We start from the raw sequence: 20,046 nt of genomic DNA on the forward strand, positions 1-20,046 counted from the left end.
CCGGTTTTCCGAAAAGATCATGCTCAGATAAAGTCACTGCGCAGTGTGAACTGGCGCGTCCGCGCGTCTGGGCTAGGATACGAGAGCAGCGCGCACGCGGCATATATTTGAGACAACGGGCAGTTTTGGCCATTGCTAGATCGAACGCAGCCTGACGCGAGCCTGACCAACGAGGATGCTTTCCCGCACCTCGATGGGGACCACGTTGCCGACGACAGCCTGCCCGAGAAGGGCTGGCGGCGGCCGCTCGGCTGGCTGCGCCGCGCCGGCCAGTTCTTCTTCGCGCTGTCCTTCTCCAGCCTCACCCGCCGCATCGTCTCGCTCAATTTGGCCGGCCTCGTGGCGCTGGTGGCGAGCATTCTCTATCTCTCGCAATTCCGCGCCGGCCTGATCGACGCGCGCGCGCAGAGCCTTTTGGTGCAGGCCGAGATCATCGCGGGCGCGATCGCGGCATCCGCCACGGTTCAGACCAACACCATCACCATCGATCCCGAACGGCTGCTCGACCTGAAGCCCGGCGAGGTCTATCGCGCGCCGGACGAGTATTCCGGCCTCAATTTCTCGATCAATCCGGAGCGCGTCGCGCCGGTGTTGAAGACGCTGATTCTGCCGACCAAGACCCGCGCGCGGATCTTCGATGGCGACGGAGGCTTGATCCTCGACAGCCGCAGCCTCGAAATCGTGTGGAGCTTGCCGTTGCCGCCGCCGTCCTCGGAGAAGCCGGGCCTTGCGGAGCGAACAATGATCGCCATTCGCCTCTGGCTCAATCGGGGCGATCTGCCGCTGTATCGCGAACTCGGGCCGGAGAATGGCAATGGCTACCAGGAAGTCGCGGATGCGCTGGGCGGCCAGAAGCGCAGCATGGTGCGCGTCAACGCGCGCGGCGAGGTGATCGTGTCGGTCGCAGTGCCGGTGCAGCGATCCCGCGAAATCCGGGGCGCGCTGATGCTCTCGACCCAGGGCGACGAAATTGACCAGATGGTGACCGCCGAGCGGCTGGCCATCCTGAAGGTTGGCGGCGTCGCTTCCGCGGTCATGATCGTGCTGTCATTGCTGCTCGCGAGCACGATCGCAGGCCCGGTGCGCCGGCTCGCCGACGGTGCCGAGCGGGTCCGCCGCCGCATCCAGACCCGCGTCGAAATTCCCGATTTCACCCGTCGCCGCGACGAGATCGGCCATCTCTCCGGCGCGCTGCGCGACATGACCAACGCGCTCTATAGCCGGATCGAGGCGATCGAGATGTTCGCCGCCGACGTCGCCCATGAATTGAAGAATCCGCTGACGTCGCTGCGCTCGGCGGTGGAAACGCTGCCGCTGGCGCGCAACGAGAACAGCCGCGCGCGGCTGCTCGCCGTGATCGAGCACGACGTCAAGCGGCTCGACCGGCTGATCTCGGACATTTCCGACGCCAGCCGCCTCGATGCCGAACTGCAGCGGCAGGACATGACGCCGGTCGACCTGCGCCGGCTCCTGACCACACTGACATCGGTCGCCAACGAGACGCGGCTCGGCCACGACGGCGTCGCCGTTGATGTGCGCTTCGAGGGCCGAACCCCGACCGACACCTTCTCGGTGCCGGGCCATGATTCGCGGCTTGGGCAGGTGATCTCCAATCTGCTGTCCAATGCGCGGTCGTTTTCCAACGCCGGCGGCAAGGTCCGCATCATTTGCCGCCGGGTGCGATCGGAAATCGAGATTGTGATCGACGACGACGGGCCGGGCATTGGCGAGGATTCGCTGGAGCGCATCTTCGAGCGCTTTTACACCGACCGGCCGCATCAGGGCTTTGGCCAGAATTCGGGGCTCGGGCTTTCAATCTCCAAGCAGATCATCGAAGCGCATGGCGGGCGCATCTGGGCGGAAAATCGCGCCGGCCCCGCGGATGCCGAGGGCGGGCCTACGGTTTCCGGCGCGCGTTTCGTGGTCAGGCTGCCGGCGCCATGACGCCGGAGGCGAGCGTGCACGCCTCGGCCGTGCTGGTCGGTGATCGTGGCGTGCTGATCCGCGGTCCCTCAGGGGCCGGCAAGTCCCGGCTGGCGTTCGATCTGATCCTGGCCGGACGCGCCGGGCAGGTTCCGCCGGCCATCCTGGTCGGCGATGACCGTGTCTATCTCGACACAGTTGGCGGACAATTGGTGGTTCGGCCAGTGCCCGAATTGGCCGGGCTGATCGAGATTCGGGGGCTCGGCATCCGTCGCTGCGACGTCGTCCGCGAGGCAGTGGTGGCCCTCGTGGTGGATCTTGACGCCGCAGACGCGGAACGGCTGCCGCCGCCCGAAGCGCTCCAGACCCGCCTAAATGGTGTCCTAATACCGCGAATCCTCGTTGGGATGGGCTTCGCACCCCTTCCGCTGGTTGTCGCCGCGCTGACGACAACTGAGAGTTCATCTTCCGGTAACCATACGGAGGATTGTTTGAAGGGGTTTGGTAACCATATCAGCCCCACTATTGCGACCGAATAGACCGGCGCAGGCTCCCCTTTCCACCAGCGAATTCCGGGAGATTAGCCAAGATCCCCTCTTGCGCGGGGGCTCTGGATGGTCAAAGTGGCGCGTTCGTGCGGTGCACCAAAAAGCACCCGCGAGGAGTTTCCGATGATTGGTCTAGTGCTTGTGACCCATGGGCGCCTTGCCGACGAGTTCAGGGCAGCGCTCGAACACGTTATGGGTCCGCAGAAACAAATTGAAGCCATCACGATTGGGGCCGAGGACGACTCCGATTTGTGTCGAAGCGACATTATTGAGGCGGTCAACCGCGTCGATAGTGGCGATGGCGTCGCCATCCTTACCGACATGTTCGGCGGCACGCCCTCGAACCTGGCGATTTCCTGTATGAGCCGCCCGAAAGTGGAAGTGCTCGCAGGCATCAATCTTCCGATGCTGGTCAAGCTTGCCAAGGTGCGCGAGGAGCGGTCGCTTCCCGACGCAATCGCCATGGCCCAGGAAGCCGGCCGCAAATACGTCACCATCGCCAGCCGCGTTCTCGCCGGCAAATGAGCGACGAAGCCTCCCCCGAAAATGAAGTCGGGGCGAGCGTGCCTGCGGGCGCCGTTTCCCGCGAACTTCTCATCATCAACAAACGCGGCCTGCACGCGCGGGCTTCTGCAAAATTCGTGCAGATGGTCGAGCGCTTCAACGCCGAGATCTGGGTGACGCGCGGCAACGAGACCGTCGGCGGCACCTCGATCATGGGACTGATGATGCTGGCCGCAGGACCGGGAACATCGGTCGTGGTCTCCGCAATCGGCCCCGAGGCCCAGGCCGCGGTCGATGCCATTGCCGAGCTCGTCGCCGGCAAGTTCAACGAAGAAGGCACGTGATCCTTCTTCGTTTGACGCGTTTTCTTCACGCGTACCGGCAACCACTTCGCTCGAACACGTTTTGCCTAAAACGGATTCGTTGATCGCCCAAGCCTCGCCTATTTGGCCGGCGGCACGATAATGACGTTCCAGGCGGTGGCCGCGCCTGCGGTTCCCTGAAAAAACCGGCGGGTCGTGATCACCACGCGCTCGCCATTGGCCGCGTGCTGCTTCATCCACGCCTCGCATTTTTCCAGCTTCCAGTCGCCGGTTTCGCAGATGCCGATAAAGCCCGATCGTTTGGCTTCATCGAGCGAGGTCAGGCCGGACGACCATGGCTCGTCCGGCGTCAGCGCGGCCGGATGATCGGGGCTGTAGAAGGTGACGGGCTGGCCGATATCGTCATAGGCCGCGACCACCGGCAACCGCGAATGAAACCGCGCGTGCCACTCCGTGGTCAGCTCACGGGCGAGTTCGGAGCGTGCGCGGAAACTCGCACCCTCATTGCGATGCTGGCTCACTTCGTAGGCGACGATCTTCGGCGAGGCCGCCAGCACCGCGAGCGTGAGCAGGAACCAGCTCGCCACCATCCGGAGCAGCGCGATCTGCCGCACGCGCAACCGCGGAACAGCGATCAGCGCCAGCGGCACCAGGAAGAACAGCGGGATGCCCCAATCGGTCTTGATGTAGATCTGGAATATTACCGCCCCGAGCGGCGGCCCGATCGCGAGCACCGCCTGGATGACCCAGACATTGAGGGCCTGCGACGTCTGCACGCCGGAATTGGCGCCGCGCAACCAGAACGCGAACGATTTCCGCCATCGCGACGGCCAGCTCAGCGCGAGGCCCGCCAGCGCCACCGGCAACGCCAGCAGCGCGAGATTATGGCCGATATACCCCAGTGCGAGATTGTCGATCTCGGTGCGGTCGGCGATCGAATAATAGGATTCACCGGCATAGGTGAGCGGGGCGAAGTTCACCTGCATCAGCCAGGTGAAATGCGGGATCATCGCCACCGCAAGCGTCGCGATCGCGACCCACGGCGCCGGCGAGCGCAGGAACTGCAGGCGTGCGGGATGGATCAGCGCGGCAAGGCCGACCGCGCCGATCACCGTCAGCGCCCAGTATTTGGTCATCAGCGCCAGCGCGCCGGCAAGCCCAAGCCACAGTCCGGATTTCACACTGCGCTTCTCGAACGCATCCAGAAAGGCCAGCACCACCAGCGGCAGCGTAACCAGCTGCAGCAGGTCCGGATTGTACTTGAAACCCTTGAAGTTGAAGATCGGATACAGCGCGAGCATCACCACGACGAGGAACGCGCGGCGGTGATCGACCACGCGCAGCGCGATCAGCCAGCAGATTACGAGGCCGCAGCCAAGCGTTGCCATCGCCAGCGCATAGGTCGCCCAGTCGGCGACCGGAAAGATCATGAACCAGACACCGGCGACCCATCCCGACAGCGGTGGATGCTTGCCGTAGCCAAGCAGGAACTTCTGACCCCAGCCGAACGCTTCCGCGACGTCCATATGGATGTCCTGGCCGGTCTTCAGATTGACCAGGATCACCGTCCACAGCGCGGCATGGACTGCGGCGAAGCCAGTGACCAGCCACAGGGCGGCTCTGGGATCGCTGGCGTGCGCGGCAAGCCACGCCGCCAGCCGCCGGATGGACCGTTTGCGGTTCGCGCGCGCGCCGGCGGGCAAAATTGATGCAGTCGACATGGCCCTGTGCGTAGCGCGTTTTCCGCACCAGTGGAATCAGCTTGGCGTGAAGATAGCCCCTTAAAATACAGCAATATGGTTGCCGCTTGGGGGCGCGAATGCTATCCCGCGCCCCATGACCACCGTCCCCATTTCCAACATCCGCAACTTCTCCATTGTCGCCCATATCGACCATGGCAAATCGACGCTGGCCGACCGCCTGATCCAGATGACCGGCGGCCTGACCGATCGCGAAATGGCGGGCAAGGAACAGGTGCTCGATTCCATGGATATCGAGCGCGAGCGCGGCATCACCATCAAGGCGCAGACCGTCCGGCTGAATTACCACGCCAAGGACGGCAAGGATTACATCTTCAACCTGATGGACACGCCGGGCCATGTCGACTTCGCCTATGAGGTCTCGCGATCGCTGGCGGCCTGCGAGGGTTCCCTGCTGGTGGTCGACGCCAGCCAGGGCGTCGAAGCGCAGACGCTCGCCAATGTCTACCATGCACTCGACGCGGGTCATGAGATCGTGCCGGTCCTCAACAAGATCGATCTGCCCGCGGCGGAGCCCGACAAGGTCAAGCAGCAGATCGAGGATGTGATCGGTATCAGCGCCGCCGATGCGGTGATGATCTCGGCCAAGACCGGCATTGGCATCCCCGACGTGCTGGAGGCGATCGTCACGCGGCTGCCACCACCGAAGGGCGACCGCGACGCGACGCTGAAGGCGCTCTTGGTCGACAGCTGGTACGACGTCTATCTCGGCGTCGTCGTGCTGATCCGCGTGGTCGACGGCACCATGAAGAAGGGCAGCCGCATCCGCATGATGGGCACCAATGCGGCCTATGACGTCGAGCGCGTCGGCTTCTTCACGCCGAAGATGACGCAGGTCGACGAACTCGGCCCCGGCGAGATCGGTTTTATCACCGCCGCGATCAAGGAAGTCGCGGATACGCGGGTCGGCGACACCATCACCGACGACCGCAAGCCGGTCACCGACATGCTGCCGGGTTTCAAGCCGGCGATCCCGGTGGTGTTCTGCGGCCTGTTCCCGGTCGATGCCAACGATTTCGAAGTGTTGCGTGCGGCGATGGGCAAACTGCGCCTCAACGATGCGAGTTTTTCGTTCGAGATGGAAACCTCCGCCGCCCTCGGCTTCGGCTTCCGCTGCGGCTTCCTCGGGCTGCTGCATCTGGAGATCATCCAGGAGCGCTTGTCGCGCGAGTTCGATCTCAACCTGATCGCGACCGCGCCGAGCGTGATCTACAAAATGCATCTGACCGACGGCCAGGAGATCGAGATCCACAATCCCGTCGACATGCCCGACGTGGTCAAGATCGCCGAAATCCACGAGCCCTGGATCGAAGCCACGATCCTGACCCCCGACGAATATCTCGGCAGCGTCTTGAAGCTCTGCCAGGACCGCCGCGGTTCGCAGAAGGAGCTGACCTATGTCGGCTCCCGCGCGATGGTGAAATACGATTTGCCGCTCAACGAAGTCGTGTTCGATTTCTACGACCGCCTGAAATCGGTCTCGAAGGGTTATGCCTCGTTCGACTACCACCTGACCGACTACAAGCCGGCCGATCTCGTCAAGATGCAGATCCTCGTCAACAACGAGCCGGTGGACGCATTGTCGATGCTGGTGCACCGCACCCGCGCCGAAGGCCGCGGCCGCGCCATGGTCGAGCGGATGAAGGAGCTGATCCCGCCGCACATGTTCCAGATTCCGATCCAGGCTGCGATCGGCGGCAAGGTGATCGCCCGCGAAACCGTCCGCGCGCTGCGCAAGGACGTCACCGCAAAGTGCTACGGCGGCGACATCACGCGTAAACGAAAACTTCTGGAGAAGCAGAAGGAAGGCAAGAAGAAGATGCGGCAGTTCGGCAAGGTCGACATCCCGCAGGAAGCGTTCATTGCCGCGCTGAAGGTGGATAGCTGAGCGACGGGAGTTCTGCAGTTCCGGCGTCTATCCATTGTGGCTCAGCCGAATTAATTGAAATTCTGAGCGTAACATGTTACGCTCAGAGCATGACCACCACCCCGAAAAGGCCAAAGCCCCTTACCCCGCGACAGCGCATGGCATCGCGCCGCGAGCGCTTGCGCGCGCAGGGGCTGCGGCCGGTGCAGCATTGGGTGCCGGATTTGCGCGATCCGAAGGTGCTCGCGGCCATCCGCCGGGAGGCAAAGCTGATGGCGCAGCATCCGGAAAACGATGCCATCGATGCGTGGAACGAGGTGGCTTATGACTGGAGCGCCTGGAAGTGAAGCGCGGGGATGTCGTGCTGGTGGTGGTTCCAAGCGAGCCAGGACGACCAAGACCCGGAGTGATCGTACAGGCTGACGAATTCAATGAAGACCTTTCGACGATCGTCATCTGTCCCTTATCGTCAGACCTCCAGGACAAGTTGCGGCTCAGACCAATAATCGATGCCACACCGTCAAATGGTCTTCGCCTTCGCTCGCAGATCATGACGGACAAGATGATCGCCCTGCGCCGTGACCGGGTTCGGAGCGTCATCGGCCATATTGATACGGAAACATCCGAACACCTCGATCGAGCGTTGCTGGTAGTGCTCGGGCTGGCGCGGTGACAAAGCCGTCCGGGCATTCCCGCCCGTCTTGATCGCTGGCCGCGGATAGGCCACCATTGCGCCTGCGCCAAAACAGAAAATTCAACAACGCGAGGACGCGCATGACCAAGCATCTCGGTTTCGACCTCGTTGAGCGTGCGCGGGCGCTTGCGCCGTTGATCGCGCGCGACGCCGACGAGATCGAGCGGACGCGGCGGCTGACGCCGGCGGTGACGCAGGCCTTGATCGAGAACGAGCTTTATCGCGCGCTGCTGCCCAAAAGCTTGGGTGGTACCGAGGCGCCGCTCGAAGCCTTCATGCAGATGCAGGAGGAAATCGCCAAGGCCGACGCCTCCACGGCGTGGTGTCTCGGCCAGTGCAGCGTCTGCGCCATGACGGCGGCCTATCTCGATCCCGATGCCGCCAACGAGATCTTCAATGTCGCGCCCGGCATCCTCGCCTGGGGTGCAATCGCCCATGAGGTGCAGGCGGTGCCCGGCGGCTACAAGGCCAGTGCGCGCTGGGATTTTGCCTCCGGCTCCCGGCAGGCGAGCTGGCTGGGGGCCCATGTCCGGGTCGTCGAGGCCGACGGCACCACACGGAAGAAGCCGGACGGTTCGCCGGAAATCCGCACCATCCTGTTTCCGGTGACCAGCGCCACCATGTACGACGTCTGGGACGTAATCGGCCTGAAGGGCACCGGCACCGATTCCTATTCGGTCGACAATCTGTTCATCCCTGACAAATTCGCAGCGCTCCGCGACGTGCCCTCGGCATTGCGCGAGCAGGGACCGCTCTACAAGCTCACCACCAACATGGTGTTCAGCATGGGTTTTGCCGCGACCTCGCTTGGGCTCGCTCGCGCCATGCTGGATGCCACCATCGAGCTTTCGCGCGGCAAGACGCCGCAAGGCCTCAAGGCGATGCGCGAAAACAACGCGGTGCAGGGCAAGATCGGACGCACCGAAGCCAGCCTGCGCGCCGCGCGCGCCTATCTCTACGCCACCGCCGCCGAGGTCTGGCGCGAGCTTGCGCGCGGTGAGCCCATCACCGAGGAGCATCGCATCGCGCTCCGCATCGCCGCGACCTGGACCATCCATCAATCGGCGGCCGTGGTCGATACCGCCTACCACATGGCCGGCGCCACGGCGGTGTTCGCCGCCAACGGGTTCGAACGCCGTTTTCGCGACATGCACACGATCGCGCAACAGATCCAGGCGCGCGATACCCATTACGAGGATGCCGGCAGGGCAATACTTTCGGCTAATCTCGCCACGCCTCCCACGACGCGATGAGGCCGAAGTAAGCGGGTAACCGCATCGGGGCCATGCGCTCCCCGCAGTGCTACCGAGACCATAATTGGCCTTGTTGTTAAACAATTTCTGGGAGTCTGCGGAATATTCGCTTCGCGGAGCTCCGTATTCCCCATGTTCAAGATTCGATCGATCGCGGCCCGACTGATTCTCGCCATTTCGCTGACGGTTGCGGTCGCCTGCGCCATCCTCGGAAGCTTTTCGATCACCCAACAGCGCTCCCTGACGCGGCTCGCGCTCGACCAGCAGCTGAAGCTGCAATATGACAGCGTCATCGCCGCCGTCGACTATGAGGGGCGGGCCGCACTCGCAGTCAGTTCCGTGATCGCCGCGCTGCCGCCGGTCGGCGAGGCCATCGCCAAGGGCGATCGCGACGCCCTGGCAGCGCTGCTTGGCGACGCCAACAAGGCGCTGAATGCGCAAGGGATCCCGCTGATCACGTTCCAGGTGGCGCCGGCGACCTCGTTCTACCGCGTTCACGCGCCGAAGATTTTCGGTGACGACGTCTCGGGCCGCCGCAACACGGTGGTCGAAGCGATCAAGACCGGCAAACAGATCGTCGGCGTGGAACCCGGGCGGGAAGCGCTCGGCATCTTCGGCCTGACGCCGATCATGCGTGACGGCAAGAGCTTTGCGAATGTCGACGTTGGTGCGGCCTTCGGCAAGGAATTCGTCGACCGCGCCAAGAAGCGCTTCGGCATCGACCTTGCCGTGCACTCGTACGAAGGCAACGCCTTCAGAAAACTCTCGTCGACGTTCGGCGACAGCGTGGTCGCCACCCAGGACGAACTCAAGGGCGTGATGGATGGCGCGGCCTTGCGCCGCGATGCCGTCCTCGACGGCCATCCCGCCGCGCTCTATCTCGGGCAGATCAGGAACTATGCCGGCCAGCCGGTCGCGGTGCTGGAGATCATCAAGGATACGACCGAGTATGAGGCGGCCGCGGCGGCTTCGCAGCGCAATCTGATCCTCGGCACCGCCGCGATCCTGGCCGGTGCGGTGTTGCTGGCTTTTCTGCTCGGGCGCGGCCTGTCGCGTCCGTTGACGGCGATCACCGCGGTCATGAACCGCCTGTCGAGCGGCGACACCACGGTCACGATTCCCGGCAGCGAGCGCCGCGACGAACTCGGCACCATGGCGGGCGCGGTCGACGTGTTCCGCCGCAACATGCTGGAGGCAAGTTCGCTGCGCGAGGCGCAGGAGGCCGACAAGCAGCAGGCGGAGCTGGAGAAGAAGGCCCTGCAACGCCAGATGGCGGACCGTTTCGAGGCCGACGTCAAGGGCGTGGTCAATGCCGTCGCCAAGGCGACAAAGGACATGCAGCGGGTGGCGGGCGAGATCACGGCCAGCGTCGATGGCACTTCGCAACGCGCGGCCGCCGCGGCCGCCGCCTCCGAAGAAGCCTCGGCCAGCGTCAGCACGGTCGCCGCCGCCACCGAGGAGCTGGCGTCGTCGGTCACCGAGATCGGCCGTCAGGTCACCCATTCCAGCAGCGTTGCCGATAACGCCGTGGTCAAGGCCGGACAAACCACCGAGATGGTCGGCAGCCTTGCCACCGCCGCCGAAAAGATCGGCGATGTGCTGCGCCTGATCGGGGCAATCGCGAGCCAGACCAACCTGCTGGCGCTCAATGCGACGATCGAGGCCGCACGCGCCGGCGAAGCCGGCCGGGGTTTTGCCGTGGTCGCGTCCGAGGTCAAGGAGCTCGCCAGCCAGACGGCGAAGGCAACCGAGGAGATCGCGGGACAGGTCGCCGCGATCCAGTCCGCCACCGGCCACTGTGTGACCGCGATCGGCGGCATCAGCGACACCATCCGGGAGATCAGCGGCATCGCCACCACCATCGCCGCAGCCGTGGAAGAACAGGGTTCAGCGACGCGCGAGATTGCGCGAAGCGTGCAGCAGGCTGCCGCCGGCACCGGTGAAGTCTCGGTCAATGTCGCCGGCGCCAGCCAGTCCGCCGACCAGTCGCGCGCGCTGGCCGACAACGTCCGCGACGCGACCGGCGAACTCAGCCAGCAGGCCAATGCGCTGTTCGAGAGCGTCGATAGTTTTCTGGCCGGCCTGCGCAATGCGGCGTAGGCGAAAGGGGTCTGACTTCCATTGGGTGGGCGGCTGACCTCGTGTGCGCAGCCACATTCGCGGAATGGCGACCCTGGATGAAGAAGTCAGTGAAGAAAGGCGCGGCAAGGAAACCGCGCGCGGGAAGTTCAAATCCCGCGGTCGAAGCCGTGTTCGGCGCCTATCCCCGGTCGGTCAAGGCCAAATTGCTGGCGCTGCGCCGGCTGATCTTCGATACCGCGAAAGCGACAAAGGGCGTCGGCGCGCTGGAAGAAGCCCTGAAATGGGGACAGCCGAGTTATCTCACGCCTGAGACGAAGAGCGGCAGCACGATCCGGATCGACCAGGTGAAGCCGGAAGCCGGCCAGGTCGCGGTCTATTTCCATTGCCAGACCAATCTGGTTGAGACGTTTCGCGAGCTTTATCCGGAGCTGAGTTTTGGCGGCAACCGCAGCATCCTGCTCAGCGCCGGCGACAAGCTCCCCGCAGCCGCGCTGCGCCACTGCGTGGCGCTGGCGCTGACCTATCATCTGAACAATCGGAAGACGCGGCGCGACCGCCGATAGGCCGTCTGCGGCTCAAATTCCGCATCGCAGCGACATGAAGCGATGTGCCGATGGGCGACATTGCGTGTCGAAGAGGTCTCCAACTGATGCGACGCTCGAATCCCGCCGGCACTGATATGACCGTCACAGAAAACACAGCGTAGGCTCTCGATCGCAGGGCAAAAGGACCCCGATCACCAATAATCGGACCGTCACCAGTTCTTGAATGTCGGCTCGATGCACCCCCCGCAGACCCAAGGAAAGGACCAATCGGCCGTACGCTTGGCACTGTCGGGAATGTACTTGCTCCAGGCATCCGCTCGGACCGGATTGATCGACTGCCAAACGACATCAAAGGTCCCGGAAGAATTTATTTTGCCTATCATGACTGGCTTGGAAAGATGGTGATTAGTGTTCATCACAACCTCGAAGCCGCTCGGCGCCTTGATTCTTTGACCGTACATGGCCTGCCGGACCGCATCCACGTCGGTGGTGCCCGCCTGGACAACGGCTTGCGCCCACATCCGGAAGCCAATGAAGGTGGCTTCCATCGGGTCATTTGTAATTTTGTCTCGTTGCTCGTTGAAGTCCGCCCACATTTTCACGAACACTTCGTTTTCTGCCGAGTTGATCGACTGGAAGTAATTCCAGGCCGCCAGGTGCCCGACGGGGGCGATGTCCTCGCCGAGCAATTCGCGCTGGCCGATGGAGAGAGCCATGACTGGAATTGCGTTGGCGTCTACCCGTTGGGCTTCGAGTTCCCTGTAGAAATACGTATTTGCATCTCCGTTAACGGTCGATATGACCGCGGTCTTTTTTCCCTCCGAACCGAAGGCTTTGATCCTCTCGACGATCTCTTGCCATTCGGAATGGCCGAACGGCGTATAAATCGTCGTAATGTCGTCTGGCGATACCCCCTCTGCAGCAAGATACGCGCTCAAGATTCGGTTGGTCGTGCGCGGATAGACGTAGTCAGTACCGAGCAGAACCCATCTGCGGACTTCGCCTCCTTCCCTGCTCATCAGATATCGAACAGCCGGAATTGCCTGCTGATTCGGCGCGGCCCCCATGTAGAAAATGTTGCGCGAGCTTTCTTCACCCTCGTATTGCACCGGGTAGAAAAGCAGGCCGTTCAATTGCTCGAAGACCGGCAGAACGGACTTACGGGAGGCGGACGTCCAGCAACCGAACACGACCGCGACCTTTTGCTTCGAAAGTAGTTCCCTGGCTTCTTTCGCAAAGGCGTCCCAATCAGACGCGGGATCAACGATCACCGGTTCCAATTTCCGTCCCAGCAGCCCACCTTTCCTGTTTTGGTCTTCTATCAGCATGAGAACCGTGTCCTTGAGTACCGACTCGCTGATTGCCATGGTGCCTGACAGAGAATGAAGAATTCCGATTTTGATGGTGTCTTCGCCCGCGTGAGCCGCCGAAACGACGAGCACGAGCCACAAACCGAACAACCTTGGCATGACACCTCGTAGCGTGGAAGTTGATTTCATGTCGCTGCCCCGACCAGCTCGAAAATGCGGGTTCCCTTTGTCATGCCCTTGGCAATGACCGACTCGAGGGGTCTGAACTGAAAGCAATGTTGGGCCCGCAAGTAGACGCCTTCACTCACAAGGATAGCGGTCCCAAACTCTTTGTTCAGACCTTCAAGGCGCGCTGCCAGATTCACCGTATTGCCGAGAGCCGTGTAGTTCATGCGCTCGATCGAGCCGAGGTTGCCGACGACGGCCTCCCCGACATGAATGCCAAACCGGGTGAAGAATGGCGTCAGGCCTTCAGCTTCGAACTGAGCGTTGAGCTTTTCGCACGCCATTCTGCCCGAAAGGACTGCGCGGCAAGCCCGCTCGATATGGTCGGGCTGTGGATTGGGTGCGTTCCAGAACACCATCACGGCGTCGCCAATAAACTTGTCGACTGTTCCGCCCTCGACGAGGAAAGCCTCTGTCAGCACGGAGAAATACCGCGACATTTGGCGCATGAGCATGTCGGGGTCGGCGGACTCGGCGATAGTCGTAAAATCCCTAACGTCGGTGAAAACGACGGTAACCTCCTGTCTGACTCCGCCAAGCTCAGTGGATACGGAATTGTCCATCACCCCTCGGACGATCTCCTTGGGGACGAAGCGAGCGAACGACCGTATGGTGCGCTGCGCGAGATTCACCGTACTGCCAAGTTCGTGAATTTCCTTAATGCGTGATGCGACCGCCGAGGGGGTGGGCTCGGCCAGCTTCTGGAGTTTAACTGCCTCAGCCGTTATGCCTTTTAAGGATCGTGACATTCCGCTACCAAATATCCAAACGACCGGAATAAAGGCAGCGCCGGCAATAATTGCGAGGATTAGTCCGGTGAACTGTAGCCTTCGAACATTCTGGACAAAGTCTCCTTGGGCCGCCAGCAACAATATGTTGGCGTTGTGCTGCTCGCCCAGAGTGAATTTCGCTAACCTGAAAAGGTAGCCGTTGCCCTGGTCGTCACGGATATTTCCGTCGTAATAGTCGCGGCCATGCGACCCTCGCAACACAGCCGTTGCGACCCCCGAGTTGATGTCCTTGATGTTGGGCAATTGCGGTTGTGATGGATGTGTCATCGCATTGGTAACGTATTGTGCAAAATCGGGGTGGGCGATGAGCGAGCCGGTCGAGTCGAAAATCAAGACGATACCGTGTTCTCCAGGCCGTTGCGTCTGGACGAAATCGCTGAAGGTGTCGAGCTTGAGATCGGCGGCAATAACGCCGGGCACCTTGCCCCGCAGGGGTGCGCTAATCGCAATCACCGGCGCGCCGATACTAAACGAAAGATAAGGCAAGGAGACAAGCGACCGGTCGGCTTTCATCGTCTCGTGATACCAGGGCCGCTTGCGGGCGTCGTATCCGTATTTCCATAGATCCAGTTGTTCGACATCGTTGCCCTGCCGATCTTCAAAAATTCGTCGCAAGGGCAGTTCGCCACCGGAGCTGGGGCGGACTAAATCGATGGCAATATCAGCGCGAGGTGTCGCACGTAACCTCTCGCGCTGCTCCTCGTTGAGGTCACTGGTGCGCCGCACCTCCAACCAAGCGCCATTTTCGAAGCCGGCATAGATACTGTCCATTTGGGGCAGTTCCTGCAGTGCGGCTTTGAATAATGCGATCGCAGGGCCGGTCTCGGTCCATTCATTTGAATCGGCTACGCTGGGGCTGGTTGCCAGCACACGCACCACCGACGCTATAGCGGTTATCTCCGTCTGAAGACGTCCCAACGCCTTCGTGCTGGTCACGTCCATATAGGCAGACGCAGCTTCTTGCGTTGCCGAATGAAGAGCCCGGACCTGAATAGCAATCAGCAGCGCGGCCAGAGCGACGATAAACACCATCACCGCGGAGGTAATTGAGGTTCGAAATGTCAACATCCACCGGCCACTTGGCCGCATAGGTGCTTTGAGTTCAATCTCCTGCAAAATATCGCTTGCTGCCTTAGGTAATACTGCGGCCGCTCCGCACGGGGAGAGTTGGGACGGGTCGTTGCACAGCCACGATGCATCCTCAGCACGGACGGCGCTTGTACGTGGCTGCTCGATTGGGGCCAATCGTGCTCCAGACTTTGGTGATGAGAGTCGAGCACAAGGCGGCGCCAGCTGTGTATCTCGAGCAAAAACAACCTGCGCAGCGATCTGTTCGTGAGTTCGGGGGACAGGCTCCCAAAGTTCGTGGCTTCTTGTTTGCTTGAGGTCCGCTTGGGGTCATGCGCGACCGCGGCGTGCCAGCGGCAAGTTCGGCCATGTCTGTTATGCCGCCGAAAGCGGAAATAAATTCAGAGCAATAGCGGCTCCCGAGGGGCCATTGCGGATTGATGGCGCCGCCATGGACGTGATTCAGGCTCGCATCAATCCGAATTTGGCCGCACGCTAATGAGCCCGCGCCCTGACGACCCCCGCCGAGGCTAAACTCATTCGCTCCATCCATCTCGTGTGCGCGTTTTGCACCCGACGGGCAAATCACTGCCCGTCGGGCAAAAACCCGTCCAGTCCCTCCGATAAAAATATTTCCCTTTCCCCGTCGGGCAAATCAGCGCTACCAGCTCGCCCCGTCCTTTCCCGGCAAGAGGGGCGTATCGCGATCGTCACGAACGCGGGATGGGATGCGGTGGACGCTGCAGCGTCGGCGCGAAACGGTGTCGCAGGGCGAGTCTCTCGTGAGCGATCAACCGGCGCGCAGGACCAACGGCGCTGATGCGTACGGCAAAACCGTGTGGTCCTGACACCCGTTGCTGGTGTCAAGTCGGCGGAGGTTTTGGTCAGCCCAACCGGGCGCGACAAAGCCTTTAATTCGCCGATGACGGTGACAAGACGAATTCGTCGCCGGGGAGAGCGCGGCATAAGTCGTCAAACCATTGTGCGGGGGATGCCGGAGTGTTTCCGCTGAACCTGTATGCTCGTGTGCGTTTCTTTTGTGCGCTTTGCACACGAGACCGCGGGTGCAGCGCGCACCCGGCATTCCCTGCTCCCTCTTTTTTCGAGGGACATGCTTGCAAACCTCGGGCAGATCGTGCCGCGAGAAGGCGAAGCCGTAGCTGCTGTTTGAAAATTGAATCACGATCTCACCACGTCATTGCGAGGAGCTCTTGCGACGAAGCAATCCATTCTTCTTTTGCGCGGTGAAATGGATTGCTTCGCTGTGCTCGCAATGACGTGGATAGGCTGCAGCGCTTGAGTCCCGACGCCTCATGTGTAATTGCGCACCAGTTCGGGGACGACGAGTATCACCGCTCTCGATCTCTACGACCTCACGCCACCAGCGCCGCTTCGTCTTCAGCCCCCGCGCCGCTCTGCGCCTTCAAGAGGTTGACGATCTCGGCATTGGGCCGCGCGTGGCTGAACAGGAAGCCCTGTCCCTCGTGGCAACCCTCGTCGCGCAGGCAGCTGAATTCGGCTTCGGTCTCGACGCCTTCAGCCGTGATCGTCACCCCGAGCCCCATGCCAAGGCTGATGATCGAGCGTACGATCGCCTGCGCATCGCGGTTGGAGCCGAGGTCACGCGCGAACGACTGGTCGATCTTGATCTTGTCGAACGGAAAGCTGCGCAGATAGCTCAGGCTGGAATAGCCGGTGCCGAAATCATCCATCGAGATGCGAACCCCCAGCGACCGCAGCGCGTGCAGCGTCGCCAGCACCTGGCTGCTCTTTTCCAGCAGCAGCGTCTCGGTGATCTCGAGCTCCAGCCGCCTGGCGGGCAGCCCGGACTGCTTCAGCGCGTCCATCACCACCGACAGCAAATTGCCGACCCTGAACTGCAGGGGCGACAAATTGACCGCAACGCGGACGTCGTCGGGCCATTGCGCGGCATCCAGGCAGGCACGCTGCAGCATCAGCCCGCCCAGCGCGTTGATCAGGCCGGTCTCTTCGGCAACGGGAATGAATTCGGCCGGCGAGATCATGCCGCGTTCGGCATGCGGCCAGCGCACCAGCGCCTCGCAACCGGTGATCCGTCCGGTCGAGAGATCGACCAGCGGCTGGTAGTAGGGCCGCAGCACGCCGTTCTGGATCGCGTCACGCAGATCGATCTCGATCTTGCGGCGGGTCTGGGCACGCGCATCCATTTCAGCCTCGAAGAAGGAGAAGGTGCCGCGAAAATCGTTCTTGGCGCGGGACAGCGCCATGTCGGCGTTCTTCAGCAGTTTTTCGGACTCCTCGCCGTCGCCGGGCGACACGGCAATGCCGATGCTGGCGCCGATGACGACGGAATGGCCGTCCAGCAGATAGGGGTCGCCGATCGCCTCCAGCAGACGCCGCGCCAGCAACACCGCGTCCTCGGGGCGCGTCACCCCGCTCTGGACGATCGCGAATTCGTCGGAGTTGAGGCGCGCCAGTATATCTTCCTCGCGCAATGTCGATCGCAGCCGCTTGGCGACGCCGCGCAACAGCTTGTCGCCGATGCCGTGGCCGAGCGTATCGTTGACCGCCTTGAAATTATCGAGGCCGAGCACCAGCACCGCGGCCTTTTCGGCGCCGCGTCGGGTGTGCAGCAAGATGTCGTCCATTTGCTGGCGCAGCAGGTTGCGGTTCGGCAACCCGGTCAAGCTATCGTGCTGAGCCATGAAGGCCAGCCGCGCCTCGGCGCGCTTGCGTTCGGTGATGTCCATCAGCGCCAGCAATATGGCCGGCCGATCGCCATGGACGAGCTGGCGCGAATAGATCGCCAGATCGATCAGCGCACCGTCGGCCCGGACATGCTTCCAGGTTCGCGCCGTCTGCTCGTCGCTGGAGTGGTCTCCGGCCCACGGCAGCTCGCTGTCGAAGGCCTGCAGGTTGCGGATCGTCAGCTTCTCGAATTCGGCGCGGCTGTAGCCGTAATGCTCGACGGCGGCGTCGTTGACGCCGAGGATGCGTTCGCCATCCAGCGCGCAGACGATCATCGGAACCGGATTGGAGTCGAACAGCAGCCGGAACGAGGCCTCGCGCTGCTTCAGCTCGGTGATGTCGACGCGCAGACCGATGACGCCGCCGTCCTCGGTCAGCCGCTCCTCGATCAGGATGACGCGGCCATCGGCCAGGGTCTGCTCATGGCGCTCGCCGGGCCGGTAGAGTTTTGTAAGCCGTTCGGCGATCCATTCTTCCTCGCGGCCGATCGCTTCCGGATAATCGCCACGCTCGACGCCGATTCGGATGGTGTCCTGCAGCCGCGCGCCATGCTCGAACAGGTCCGAGCTGCGGTTGTAGATTTCCGAATACTTCTTGTTCCAGAGGATGTAGCGGCCTTCGGCGTCGAGGAACACGATGCCCTGCGGCAGGATGTCGATCGCCTCGCGCAGCCGCTCGTGCGATTTGCGTGCCTCCGCAATCGCAGCCTCCGCCTCGGCGCGCTTGCGCACGATCTCGCCGATCTCGCCGGAAACACGCCGGCCGCCGCCGGAAAGCTTCGGACTGGGTTTTGCCGGTCGGCCGGGAATGCGGGCGATCGCCCTATGCTTCAGTCTCTTGGTTGTCTTTGGCCGAAATTTCGGCATTGCCACGCCCCACTCGCATTCTGCGTGCAATGTTCTCCGATAAGTGTCTGAAAAAATGGTATCTCTTGCCGGTTCCACCGATCCGGCAGCCGGTCTCGGCTGCCCGTTAAAAGGGCGAACTCGCGTCATGCGTGTGGTCTCGCACGATGCCGACGGCGCCGGCAGCAACGACACAAGGCAGAATCGCAGATTGCCGGTAACGGGTATGCGACATCAGGCGCGGCTGCACAATGAATGCGCGAAATCCGACGTCGCGCATGAATATTCGCCAATGATGGACAGGGTTATCGAACGGTTAAGAACCGCCGGCGGGCCGCCCTACTTTAGTTGATCTCGATGCGCGTAATGCGAGGTCCGTTGCGCTGGACCAATGCGAACAGCGCCGCCGCGTGCGCAGGATGCAGCCTGACGCAGCCGTGCGAGGCAGGACCGCCGAGCCGCGCGAGCTCATTGGTGCCGTGAATGGCGAAGCCGTAATAGAAGAAGATCGCGTGCGGCATCGGCGCGTTGTAATATTTGCGCGAGAAATAATACCGCGCCGATTCCATGCTACGCTGGTGCCCAATAGAGTGCCCCCATGACGCCCCGCCTGGTTCTGATCCTGCTGAGCTTATCGGTCATGTTGTTCGGTGCCGGCACGGCGTCGGCGCAGGACAAGGGCAGCGTCAATCCAAAACCGTTGCCGCCGCTGGCCAATCCCAACGATCCCAAGATCGGCGCCAGGGAATTGTTCGCACGCAAGGTGTTGCCGGCGGCGATGCCGTCGCGGGTGATCGGCTCCTATGCCAAAGGCTGCCTTGCGGGCGCCGAGCAGATGCCGCTCAATGGCGACACCTGGCAGGTGATGCGACTGTCGCGCAACCGCAATTGGGGCCATCCCGATATGATCGCGCTGTTGAAGCGGCTGGCGGCGAAAGCGCACAAGGATGCCGGCTGGCCCGGAATATTGGTCGGCGACATCGGCCAGCCGCGCGGCGGGCCGGCGCTGAGCGGCCATGCCAGCCATCAGATCGGGCTCGATGCCGACATCTGGCTGACGCCGATGCCGGATCACATGTTGTCGCGGGAAGACCGTGAAGAGATGTCGGCGGTCATGATGGTGCGCGACGACCGGCTCGATGTCGATCCGAAGGTGTTCACGCCCGGACATGTGCTGGTTCTTCGCGACGCCGCGCAGGAGCCGAGCGTGCAGCGGATCTTCGTCAACGCCGCGATCAAGAAGGCGCTGTGCCGCGAGGCCAGGGGTGACCGCAGCTGGCTTTCCAAGATCAGGCCGTGGTGGGGCCATGACTATCATTTCCACATCCGCATCAAATGCCCGGCCGGCAATACGGAATGCCAGGGCCAGCCGTCACAGTCGGAGGACGAAGGCTGCAAGCCCGCCGACCTCGCCTACTGGTTCAAGGATTCGATCCTCCATCCGAAGCCTGAAACCAAGCCGTCGAAGCCGCGGCCGCCGATGACGATGGCCGTACTCCCGGCCGCCTGCAAAGCGGTGCTGGCCGCGCCGGACGCCAAGCAATGAACTCTTCGTCAGCCCGCTATCCCTGCGACGCCGAA

General features: G+C 62.4%; 15 protein-coding genes and 1 pseudogene. 11 read left to right on the forward strand and 5 right to left on the reverse strand.

Annotated features, from left to right (window positions below):
* The first annotated feature begins 132 nt into the window (after positions 1-132).
* The 4 genes from NL528_RS42235 (at position 133) to NL528_RS42250 (ending at position 3,319) form a co-directional block, all read left to right on the forward strand.
* The gene (locus NL528_RS42235; protein WP_309180248.1) at positions 133-1,944 is read left to right on the forward strand and encodes a sensor histidine kinase; all 1,812 of its coding nucleotides are present in this window, start codon (positions 133-135) and stop codon (positions 1,942-1,944) included.
* Positions 1,941-2,462, forward strand: coding sequence for an HPr kinase/phosphatase C-terminal domain-containing protein (locus NL528_RS42240; RefSeq protein WP_309180249.1), 522 nt, complete (start codon positions 1,941-1,943; stop codon positions 2,460-2,462). Before NL528_RS42235 ends, NL528_RS42240 begins: the two co-directional genes overlap by 4 nt.
* 132 nt (positions 2,463-2,594) lie before the next feature.
* Positions 2,595-2,996, forward strand: coding sequence for a PTS sugar transporter subunit IIA (locus tag NL528_RS42245; RefSeq protein ID WP_021076632.1), 402 nt, complete (start codon positions 2,595-2,597; stop codon positions 2,994-2,996).
* Positions 2,993-3,319 carry an HPr family phosphocarrier protein gene (locus tag NL528_RS42250; protein WP_309180250.1) on the forward strand — a complete coding sequence of 109 codons (327 nt, stop codon included), beginning with the start codon at positions 2,993-2,995 and terminating at the stop codon, positions 3,317-3,319. Before NL528_RS42245 ends, NL528_RS42250 begins: the two co-directional genes overlap by 4 nt.
* A gap of 98 nt (positions 3,320-3,417) precedes the next feature.
* Here NL528_RS42250 and NL528_RS42255 read toward each other — a convergent pair whose 3' ends face one another.
* The gene (locus NL528_RS42255) at positions 3,418-5,019 is read right to left on the reverse strand and encodes a glycosyltransferase family 39 protein (RefSeq protein WP_309180251.1); all 1,602 of its coding nucleotides are present in this window, start codon (positions 5,017-5,019) and stop codon (positions 3,418-3,420) included.
* A gap of 115 nt (positions 5,020-5,134) precedes the next feature.
* On the opposite strand from NL528_RS42255, the gene lepA reads away from it, so the two are divergent.
* The 6 genes from lepA (at position 5,135) to NL528_RS42285 (ending at position 11,517) form a co-directional block, all read left to right on the forward strand.
* On the forward strand, positions 5,135-6,946 hold the full coding sequence (gene lepA, locus NL528_RS42260; RefSeq protein ID WP_309180252.1) for a translation elongation factor 4: 1,812 nt from the start codon (positions 5,135-5,137) through the stop codon (positions 6,944-6,946).
* Positions 6,947-7,083: 137 nt separating this feature from the next.
* On the forward strand, positions 7,084-7,272 hold the full coding sequence (locus NL528_RS42265; protein ID WP_309180253.1) for an antitoxin MazE family protein: 189 nt from the start codon (positions 7,084-7,086) through the stop codon (positions 7,270-7,272).
* A gap of 59 nt (positions 7,273-7,331) precedes the next feature.
* The gene (locus tag NL528_RS42270) at positions 7,332-7,598 is read left to right on the forward strand and encodes a type II toxin-antitoxin system PemK/MazF family toxin (protein ID WP_309185231.1); all 267 of its coding nucleotides are present in this window, start codon (positions 7,332-7,334) and stop codon (positions 7,596-7,598) included.
* A 101-nt stretch (positions 7,599-7,699) separates the two neighbouring features.
* Positions 7,700-8,872 (forward strand): acyl-CoA dehydrogenase family protein, encoded by a 1,173-nt coding sequence (locus NL528_RS42275; protein ID WP_309180254.1) that lies wholly within the window; start codon positions 7,700-7,702, stop codon positions 8,870-8,872.
* A gap of 132 nt (positions 8,873-9,004) precedes the next feature.
* The gene (locus NL528_RS42280; RefSeq protein WP_309180255.1) at positions 9,005-10,972 is read left to right on the forward strand and encodes a methyl-accepting chemotaxis protein; all 1,968 of its coding nucleotides are present in this window, start codon (positions 9,005-9,007) and stop codon (positions 10,970-10,972) included.
* 77 nt (positions 10,973-11,049) lie between these two features.
* Entirely contained in the window at positions 11,050-11,517 is a 468-nt protein-coding gene (locus NL528_RS42285) for a DUF1801 domain-containing protein (RefSeq protein WP_309180256.1), read from the forward strand.
* 191 nt (positions 11,518-11,708) lie between these two features.
* Here NL528_RS42285 and urtA read toward each other — a convergent pair whose 3' ends face one another.
* The 4 genes and pseudogenes from urtA to NL528_RS42305 all read right to left on the reverse strand — a co-directional run.
* Positions 11,709-12,998 (reverse strand): urea ABC transporter substrate-binding protein, encoded by a 1,290-nt coding sequence (gene urtA, locus NL528_RS42290; protein ID WP_375143947.1) that lies wholly within the window; start codon positions 12,996-12,998, stop codon positions 11,709-11,711.
* Complete coding sequence (locus NL528_RS42295; protein ID WP_309180257.1) at positions 12,995-14,893, reverse strand: adenylate/guanylate cyclase domain-containing protein; 1,899 nt, start codon at positions 14,891-14,893, stop codon at positions 12,995-12,997. Before NL528_RS42295 ends, urtA begins: the two co-directional genes overlap by 4 nt.
* Before the next feature lie 1,373 nt (positions 14,894-16,266).
* Positions 16,267-18,486, reverse strand: a complete 2,220-nt coding sequence (locus NL528_RS42300) for an EAL domain-containing protein (protein WP_309180258.1) — start codon at positions 18,484-18,486, stop codon at positions 16,267-16,269.
* Positions 18,487-18,809: 323 nt separating this feature from the next.
* Positions 18,810-19,022 (reverse strand): annotated as a pseudogene (locus NL528_RS42305) (L,D-transpeptidase); the annotation flags it as partial.
* Between the two features lie 41 nt (positions 19,023-19,063).
* Between NL528_RS42305 and mepA the strand changes: the two are divergent.
* Positions 19,064-20,011: a penicillin-insensitive murein endopeptidase gene (gene mepA / locus NL528_RS42310; protein WP_309180259.1), complete on the forward strand. Its 948-nt coding sequence runs from the start codon at positions 19,064-19,066 to the stop codon at positions 20,009-20,011.
* The last annotated feature ends 35 nt before the right edge of the window (positions 20,012-20,046 follow it).

It is taken from the genome of Bradyrhizobium sp. Ash2021, assembly GCF_031202265.1.
In the GTDB taxonomy this organism is placed as follows: Bacteria; Pseudomonadota; Alphaproteobacteria; order Rhizobiales; family Xanthobacteraceae; genus Bradyrhizobium.